The organism is Flavitalea flava (assembly GCF_054461575.1).
On sequence record NZ_JBTLQH010000089.1, the window covers coordinates 1 to 9180 of the forward strand.

A 9180-nucleotide genomic window follows, 5' to 3' on the forward strand; every position below is an offset into this window, starting at 1 on the left:
GGCGTAAGACCAGGCGTTTATGGAGAGACGGATGAATTCGGATATAATATAGCTAAGGACCCGGTACATGTACACGATTTCCATGCCACCGTGTTGCATCTGATGGGACTCGATCATGAGAAACTAACCTTTAAACATCAGGGGCGGCGTTACCGCCTGACAGATGTGGCAGGAAAAGTTATTCCTGGATTAATGGCCTGAGTGGATAGTAAGCCGGGCTTTACCGATGAAATAAAAAAAATGAAATGAATAATCCTAACTGTTTATAAAAATAATAATATGGAGCGCAGAAAATTTTTAAAAACGACTTCTCTTGCCGCTGGCGGTATCCTGATTATGAAAGACCTGCTGGCTGCATCCGGCGAAAAAGTTTATGGCTACAATGGGATGCAATACAGACTGGATACGGCATGGAGCAAATGCGATCCGGTTAAGTTCCCGGTGAACGATTGTCATGAAATGGTGCAGGATAAAGCAGGAAGGATTCTGCTGCTGACCAACGAAACCAAAAATAATATCCTTGTATATACTACGGGAGGAAAATTAGTGAAGACCTGGGGTCATGAGTTCCCGGGAGCACATGGTTTAACTCTCCATAGCGAGAACGGCACAGAGTTTTTATATATAACCGATACACAAACACATCAGGTCCATAAAACGACTATGGATGGAAAGATCCTGCTGACAATCGATACGCCGATGGAACCGGGAATATATAAGAAAAAAGAGGAGTTCGTTCCTACCGAAACAGTAGTCGATGAGAACGGCGATATTTTTATTGCCGACGGATATGGAGCCCAATATATTTTACACTATGACAGCGCCGGCCATTTAAAAAATTATTTCGGAGGAAGAGGAGAAGGAGATACCCACCTGGATAATGCACACGGAATAACTTTTGACAGGAGGAGCGGAGGACAGACTTTGCTGATCACGGACAGGACACGAAATTGTTTCAAACGATTTAATATGGACGGTGCTTTACAGGAAGTGATCCATCTTCCAGGAGCCTGTGTTTGCCGGCCCGTTATCCATGGGGATCATTTGTATGCGGCTGTATTACGTTCACCGGATCTGAATGCGGAAGGAACAGGGTTCGTTACTATCCTGGATAAGAACAATAAGGTGATCAGTAATATCGGCGGCAGCGAACCACTCTATGTGGATGATAAACTGCAGGCCATGCGGCAGACCGATAAGATATTCGTACATCCCCATGATGTTTGCGTAGACCGGGATGAGAATATCTATGTGGCGCAATGGGCTTCCGGAAAGGTATATCCCTATAAATTGAAGAGAGTATAAATTGGCTGATTGAGCCTGAATATAATTCACCCTTTACCTGTCCGTAGAATCTCATTGCACCGCACATGAAGTTGAAGCCCATATTTGCCACCTCTCTGATCCCTCTTAATACCCTGTTATTCTTTTTTCTCTTTTTCGAGGATCGGTTGACTATTCCCTCGTGGCTGCAGGTATTCGGACGGATGCATCCGGTAGCCCTGCATTTTCCTATTGTATTGGTTATCGGTTATGCAGGATGGATATGGCTTGTTGAAACCAAACATTTTGAACAAAAACAGTCCCTGCCTTTGTCGCCCAACGGGAAAAACTGGCCGGAAAATGTTGCGGAAAATTTGTTGCTGGCCTCCGCTTTTACGGCAGCCATTACGGCGATCGTGGGATTGGTCCTGTCAAGGGAACCCGGATACGAAGGCTCTTCGATCGCCTGGCATAAATGGATGGGAGCCTTTATCTCCTTTGGGTTATGGGCGCTCTATAGTTTTCAGGGCTGGCTTCGTAAACGTACGGCCCTATCCAGGAGCTTAGCCGCGGGAATAATCCTTATCACTTTATGGGCAGGGCATTTAGGTGGAAATATTACCCATGGCGAAAATTTTGTATTGGGTCCCGTAATGCAGGAAAAGAAAAAAGCAGCTGTACCCCTGGAAGAGGCTGTAGTTTATACGGATCTTGTCAGCCCCATCCTGGAGAACAAATGTATGAGCTGTCATAATCAAAATACGGCGAAAGGGGGATTGGTCCTGGATAACCAGGCATTCCTTATAAAAGGAGGGAAGGATGGCAAACTCTGGGATACCTCCCAGGAGAATATGGGTTTGCTGATGAGCCGGATACACCTGCCAAGAGAAGAAAAAAAGCATATGCCACCGGCAAACAAAGAACAGCTTACGGATGAAGAGACGGCCGTTATTTACGCCTGGATAAAAGGAGGCGCGGATTTCACCAAAAAGGTGATTGAATTACCTTCCACGGATACATTGCGGGTGTTGGCATCGGGGCTCCTGCGGTCACCGGAGGAAGAACATTATGAATTCTCAGCTGCAGATGATAAAAAAGTAAAGAGTTTGAATTCGAACTACCGTGCCATCCATGCGCTGGCGGAAGGATCTCCCGCCCTGGCCGTCGATTATTATGGCGTGGCTTTTTTTAAGGCGGATCAGCTGAAAGAACTGGATCCCCTAAAGAACCAGATCGTTTCGTTAAACCTGGATAAAATGCCCGTGGAAGATAAGGATCTGCGAATGATCGCCGGTTTTCCCAATCTCCGGATACTGAATCTTTCTTTCACAAAAATTACGGGAGCCGGGATGCCGGAGTTGGCCAAACTGACTAAATTAAAAAGTCTTTCTCTTTCCGGTACGGCCATAAAAGCCGATGACCTTACCAAACTTCAGCCCCTGAAAGATCTCCGGCGTCTTTATATCTGGAATACGGGTATTCTGCCGGAAGAAATCCGGACGCTCCGACAGAGCCGGAAGGATCTGGTCATAACGACGGGGTTCAATGCAGATACGGTTCATAGTAAACTGAATGCGCCAATCCTGGAAAATGAAGAAAGGATCGTTCAGACCCCTATTCCGCTTAAACTGAAACATTATGTTCCCGGGGCAGTTATCCGGTATACCTTTGATGGGACAGATCCGGATAGTCTCAGCGGCGCCATATACGATAGTCATGTACTTTTACCCGGGATGGCCAAAATGCGTGCGAAGGCCTTTAAAAAAGGATGGCTTGGCAGCGAACTGACAAAGGCGGATTTTTACAGCGAGAAATTCCGGCCCGACTCTCTGCATTTACTGACCCCCATAGATTCGGATTATTTGAAATTCAAACCCGGAATATTAATAGATCTTGACAAGGGAGATATGAATTTCGGGAATGGCAAATGGTTGGGTTTTCACAAGAATAAGATGGAAGGGCTGTTGTTTTATAAGAAACCTACCGTGGTGCAGGAACTTACTTTGTCGGCCCTGGTGGATATCATCAATGATATTATGCCTCCGCTGAACATCGAAGTTTGGGGCGGACAGGACAGGAATTCCTTACGGTTGCTGGGTCGTCTCGTGCCTGATCAACCGACGGAGATGAAAGGAACCTATCTGGACGGTTTCGATATTAAATTCAAGCCTTCGACGGTCCGGGTAATAAAGCTGGTGGTCAATCCCGTTCCAAAATTGCCCGATTGGATGGTGAGGAAGGGGAAGAAGGGGTGGATTATGATGGATGAGATATTTGTGAACTAGGACACTTTGGCTTTTATTCTGCAGCCGACCCTATCCTCTCTCTCCACTGATTTTCACTTCTGCTGATGGGCATTTGTTCATTTTTCATCCGAGGCTTTATTGTACAGTAGAATATATCCCTGTGGTGAAAAAATGTGTCGATTGAGGATAGGGCCGGCTGCAGCGTTTAATTGTGGAAGTGGCTCCTTCTTTCAGATTTTGAAATGGTTATTTTCACAAAATGTTTTCTGGAGACAATTTCGCTGTCTGCATTATTGATGCTGCACTGAAAGCATTTTTTACATATCACTTCCAAAAGCACAAAACCATCCCCTAAATCATTAAGAGAAAAAATCAAGAAGTCTTCCGGTAATTCAAAATCGCCCACCCATTGAGTACGACGGCAAATCCCATTTCGATAAACAGCTGATTTTTTATATCACTGAGCCCGCTTCCCTTTAGGATAAGCATCCGGTTCACTTCTACAAAATAGGTGACCGGCGTCATACGGGAGATCCATCTTGCCCAGACCGGCATATTCTCCACCGGAGTAAACTGCCCGCTCATGAGGATAAAGATCATGATAAAAAAGAAAGCGACGAACATGGCCTGCAATTGATTGTCGCTATAGGTGGAAATCAGGAGCCCTACACCTAATACAGCAACCAGGTAAACGGCAAGGAACAGATAAAGGACGGCCAGACTGCCTACTGGTATAATACCATAGACAAAACGGGCGATCAGCATACCTATGCTGAAATCGAACATGCCGATCAGCCAGAAGGGAATGAGCTTACCCGTTATGAACTGCCATTTTTTAACAGGCGTTACATTGATCTGTTCGATGGTACCCATTTCTTTTTCCCGAACGATATTGAGGGCGGCAATAAAACCGCCGACCATGGTCACCAGGATGACCAGGATACCAGGTACCATATAGATCTGATAATCCAGTAAGGGATTGAACCAGTTGACGGAACTTATTTCAATGGTGGGCCGGGGATTTATTTTTTGAGGGGAAATCCATTTCAGCCGTATGCCGTTATTAAAATCGGCTAATACGCTGTTCAGATAGGAGCTGCCTAAGGTACCCTTCATGCCGTTGATGGCGTCGGCGCTGATCAGAATATTTTTAGCGTTTTCCCTGACCAGGTCGCGCTCGAAGTTTGGGGGGATTTCCAGGATAATGTCTGCCTTACCCTGCTCTATTAATTGGAGCGCTTCTTTATAAGAGGCGGAATTTCCTTTCAGGTGAAAATAACCGGAGGCCCCTATCTTCGAAATTAATTGCTGGGCATAGGGAGAGTGATCATTGTCCACGATCGCCAGGTTAATATACTTTACATCAAAATTGGCGGCCAGCGGCATGATTAATAGCTGGATCATGGGCAAGATGAAGATGATCGGCAAAAGGCTCTTATCCCTGAAAATTTGTCTGAATTCTTTTTGCAATAGGAATTTTAAAGTTCTCATGCCAAACGTATTTTAAAACTTTTCAAACTAATCGTAAGAAGGACAAGGGTCATTCCGGCAAGGATCGCCGTTTCCTTCCAAACGGTTCCGATTCCCAGCCCTTTTAACATGATCGCTTTGGCAATGGCATAATACCATTTCGAGGGCAGGAAATTGGAGATCACCTGTAAAGGAACCGGCATATTTTCCAACGGAAACAAAAAACCGGTGAACAGGATTGTAGGTAACATCATACCCATCATGGATATCAGCATGGCCACCTGTTGCGAATTGGTAAAACTGGATATCAACAAACCGAAAGAAAGACAGCTGATGATAAAAAGAGTGCTTTCCGCGAAAAGCAAGGGAATATTCCCACGGATTGGGATCTTCAATACAAAAACACTTAATAATAAGATTAATATAAAATTCAGCAGGGAAAGGGCCAGATAGGGTACGGCTTTGGACAGGATAACGTAGATCGGTTTGAAAGGAGATACCAGAAGAATTTCCATCGTTCCCATTTCCTTTTCTTTGACGATGGATACGGAGGTAAGGGTGGTGCAGACGATCATCATCACCAGGGCGATGACACCCGGGATAAAACTCATGGAGCCGTTCAGGTCAGGATTGTACAACATCCGTATCTCCGGCTCGATACGATAGGGAAGGGGGGCGTTCGTATTGAGGTCGTTCTGGTAGTCGTTAATAATATTCCCCAGATAGTTGGTGAGTGTCTTGGCCGAATTGGGGTCCGAGGCATCGGCTATGATCTGGACCTGAGCTTTGTTGGTATGTAAAAGATAAGTTCCGAATTGAGGAGGAAATACAAGGGCGCATTTGATCTTTCCCTGCCGGAAGGCCTTATTCAGGTCATCGTAGGTAGCTTCTGCCTGCGTCAGGCTAAAGTAGGAGCTGGCCGCTACTCTGGTTATGATCTGTCGGGAAGCATCATCCCGGGCATTGTCGATCACCAGAATTCTGGCATTCTTTATTTCCGTGGTAAGGGCAAAACCAAAAAGCAGGATCTGCGCGATCGGCAAGCCGAAAAGGATCAGCAGGGTCCTTCTGTCCCGGAAGACATGATAAAATTCCTTTCGGACAAATACCAAAAATTGTTGCATTTGGTTTACGTTTAAGCTTTTTTATTCAAACCATGTCTTGTTCAATCAGCCGATCGTTTGGCTCCCCGCGCCAGGGAATAGAAGACTTCATCCATGCTTTTGGCGGAGAATCGTTGTTTCAGGTTAGCGGGTGTATCCAGGGCGTCGATCCGGCCATCCACCATAATGGAGATGCGGTTGCAATATTCCGCTTCGTCCATATAATGGGTAGTTACAAAAATGGTGATTCCTTTTGCCGAGGCATCGTAGATAAGGTCCCAGAATTGGCGGCGTGTTACAGGGTCTACGCCGCCGGTAGGTTCATCCAGGAAAACGATGGCCGGCTCATGGATGATGGCTACGGAAAAGGCCAGTTTTTGTTTCCATCCCAGCGGCAGACTGCCCACCAGTTTTTTTGCTTCTTGTTCCAGGCCCAATTTACTGACCAGATCCTCGCCTTTTTCTTTCAATTGTTTGTCTGTCAGACCATAAACACCGCCATAGAACTGGATGTTTTCTTTGATGGAAAGATTTTCATACAAGGAGAATTTCTGGCTCATATAGCCGATATTCTTTTTGATGGATTCCTGCTCTTTGTAAACGGAGAAACCTGCCACTGTAGCTTCTCCGGAAGTCGGAAAGGACAGGCCGCATAACATCCGCATGGCCGTTGTTTTTCCCGCGCCGTTCGCCCCGAGGAAACCATAGATCTCGCCGGCATTGACCTCGAAAGTGATTTTGTCGACGGCGGTAAAATCCCCGAAGGTTTTGGTGAGGTCTTTGCAAACGATTGCTTTATCACTCATTTTAAATCTTTTTTATTTGGCGCATTCGCCATCAGTCTGATGAAGCTGTCTTCAATGGTGGCCGGTATTTCTTTGATCCCGATCTGCTGATGACCCTTTTGACGAAGATATTCCTCCAGCCGGGCACTGCTGTCATCAGCCTGATTTTTAAAGGATACATGCAGATATTCACCAAAGGCATTGCAGGACAGGGTATCCGGGTATACTCGTATTTCCTTTAAAAGAGGGGGGAGCTTTTCTGCTTTTACGGCATATAATTTTTCCGGATAGGCCTTGACTATATTTTCTGGCGTATCTATGGAAAGGATCTTACCTTCCTGCATCAGAGCGATCCGTTCACATAGATTTGCCTCATCCATATAAGGGGTCGAGACCAGGATGGTAATACCCTGCGCTTTGAGGCGTTGGAGCATATCCCAGAATTCTTTTCTCGATACAGCATCAACTCCTGTAGTTGGTTCGTCTAAAAAAAGTACAGTGGGTTTATGGACGAGGGCGCAGCATAGGGCCAGTTTTTGTTTCATTCCTCCGGACAATTTGCCGGCACGACGTTTATTAAAGGGTTTGATCTGCTCGTAAATTTCTTTGATGAGAGCATAATTTTTTTCGACACTGGTCCCGAACAAGGCGGCGAAGAAGTTCAGGTTTTCTTCCACCGTCAGATCCTGGTATAAGGAGAACCGGCCAGGCATATATCCAACGCATCCGCGGATCTGGTGAAAATCCCTGTCCGTATCGAAACCTGCCACGGTTGCCGTGCCCTGATCAGGGAGCAACAGGGTGGTGAGAATCCGGAAGATAGAGGATTTGCCTGCTCCGTCCGGGCCGATCAGGCCGAAAAGTTCACCCTGTTCTACCTGGAAAGAAACTTCTTTTACGGCCATCACCTTTCCTTTATCATAGGTTTTGGTGATCTTATCGAGAGTAACTGCATTCATACCTTATAGTTTAACTTCCCCAAACATGCCGATCTTCAGAAACCCGTCATTTTTTATCCTCACCTTGATGGCATAGACAAGGTTGGCTCTTTCGTCCTTTGTCTGTATGGTCTTGGGCGTAAATTCAGATTTATCGGATACCCAGGTAATAGTACCGGGGTAGGTTTTGTAGGTTTTATTACCAGCGTCGATCCTTGAGGTTACCTGCTGCCCCAGCTTTACCTGCGTTAATTGCGTTCCGGTAATATAAGCCTTCAGTAAAAGGGTATCCAGGTTGGCAATTTTGTAAAGGGCTTTCCCGATGGTGGTCATTTCGCCTTCGAGGGCATACCTGGTCAATACTGTTCCCCTGACCGGATTGATAATGACCCCTTTTCTGATCTGATCCTCAAATTGTGCGACCGATTTTTCCATCGGAGGCTTTTCGCTCAGGACACTACGGTTCTGATTGGCTATATTGGTCTGTTGAACGGATAATTGCTGACGGGTCACATTGATCTGTTTCTGTAACTGATCGATACCGGCATTGATATCATCCAATTGTTTTTGCGTGGCGGCATCCGCTTTCACCAGGTTTTCAGTCCTGGTTTTTTCTCTTAGTTGCTGATCGAGCTGCGCGAGTTGTACCGTCAATTGTTTTTTTACCAGTTCGAGCTGTGGCCCTGGGTCGACCGTTTTCTGATGGAGGGATTCGATCGAAGCCTGAACCTGTTCTTTTTGCAGGGTGACTCCCGAGACATCGATCTTCCCGGCGATAGCCCCGGCGGACAAGGTGTCTCCTTCCTTGGCGGTAAAGGAGAGCAATTGCCCGTTCTGCTGTGAAGAGACAATGACTTCATCGGCTTCAAAATTACCGGATGCATCATAATCCGGATCCTTCTGCGAACAGGAGGATAGGAACAGGATTACGGTAAGCTGAAGCAAATAGACTGGAGTGAACGATGGAAAATATTTCATGCTGGGTTGATTTATCTTTTAATGGTACCGTTTGGTTGGGCGTTTTTTTTAACGAAATAATCTTTTTTTGCCGTTCTAGTTCCCTGATGTGGTCTTGCTGTTATATTGGGATTGTAAAAGTTGGACCTGGTGAAGGATCAGACTTTCCCTGGCCTGACTTTCCGCGTTCACCTGGGTTATATAGTCATGCGAGGTAAGGACCCCATTCTGCAATTGGGCATTGGAGGCAGTTTTTACAGAAGTCCTCAACGAAATAATTTCCTGGTCCTGGTCTATCAGTTCCTGGTATTTTGAGATCTCCTCCTGCTGCTGGGTCAGGGTAAGATTGGTAGTGAATAAAAATGTTTCTTTTTGAATATCGAGATTGTTGCGGTTAAGCGTTAGTAACCTTTTATCG

Annotated in this window: 8 protein-coding genes and 1 pseudogene; 3 read left to right on the forward strand and 6 right to left on the reverse strand. The window is 45.9% G+C overall.

What is annotated here, in order from left to right; translation table 11 throughout:
* From ACX0G9_RS31090 to ACX0G9_RS31100, 3 genes are all read left to right on the forward strand, one after another.
* Nucleotides 1–201, forward strand: a 201-nt coding sequence (locus ACX0G9_RS31090) for a DUF1501 domain-containing protein (protein WP_459068895.1), incomplete at its 5' end; no start/stop codon positions are given.
* A 78-nt stretch (nt 202–279) separates the two neighbouring features.
* On the forward strand, nt 280–1305 hold the full coding sequence (locus ACX0G9_RS31095; protein WP_459068896.1) for an NHL repeat-containing protein: 1026 nt from the start codon (nt 280–282) through the stop codon (nt 1303–1305).
* A gap of 65 nt (nt 1306–1370) precedes the next feature.
* Nucleotides 1371–3548, forward strand: a complete 2178-nt coding sequence (locus ACX0G9_RS31100; protein ID WP_459068897.1) for a c-type cytochrome domain-containing protein — start codon at nt 1371–1373, stop codon at nt 3546–3548.
* Nucleotides 3549–3881: 333 nt separating this feature from the next.
* Here the strand turns inward: ACX0G9_RS31100 and ACX0G9_RS31105 are convergent, their stop codons facing one another.
* The 6 genes and pseudogenes from ACX0G9_RS31105 to ACX0G9_RS31130 all read right to left on the reverse strand — a co-directional run.
* A complete protein-coding gene (locus ACX0G9_RS31105; protein WP_459068898.1) occupies nt 3882–5000 on the reverse strand; it encodes an ABC transporter permease in 1119 nt (372 codons plus the stop codon).
* A complete protein-coding gene (locus ACX0G9_RS31110; protein ID WP_459068899.1) occupies nt 4997–6103 on the reverse strand; it encodes an ABC transporter permease in 1107 nt (368 codons plus the stop codon). Before ACX0G9_RS31110 ends, ACX0G9_RS31105 begins: the two co-directional genes overlap by 4 nt.
* Nucleotides 6104–6144: 41 nt before the next feature.
* Nucleotides 6145–6888, reverse strand: coding sequence for an ABC transporter ATP-binding protein (locus ACX0G9_RS31115; protein ID WP_459068900.1), 744 nt, complete (start codon nt 6886–6888; stop codon nt 6145–6147).
* Nucleotides 6885–7826 carry an ABC transporter ATP-binding protein gene (locus tag ACX0G9_RS31120; protein WP_459068901.1) on the reverse strand — a complete coding sequence of 314 codons (942 nt, stop codon included), beginning with the start codon at nt 7824–7826 and terminating at the stop codon, nt 6885–6887. The genes ACX0G9_RS31115 and ACX0G9_RS31120 overlap by 4 nt, the downstream gene beginning before the upstream one ends.
* Nucleotides 7827–7829: 3 nt before the next feature.
* Nucleotides 7830–8783 (reverse strand): HlyD family secretion protein, encoded by a 954-nt coding sequence (locus tag ACX0G9_RS31125; protein ID WP_459068902.1) that lies wholly within the window; start codon nt 8781–8783, stop codon nt 7830–7832.
* A 75-nt stretch (nt 8784–8858) separates the two neighbouring features.
* A pseudogene (locus tag ACX0G9_RS31130) lies at nt 8859–9180 on the reverse strand (TolC family protein); the annotation flags it as partial.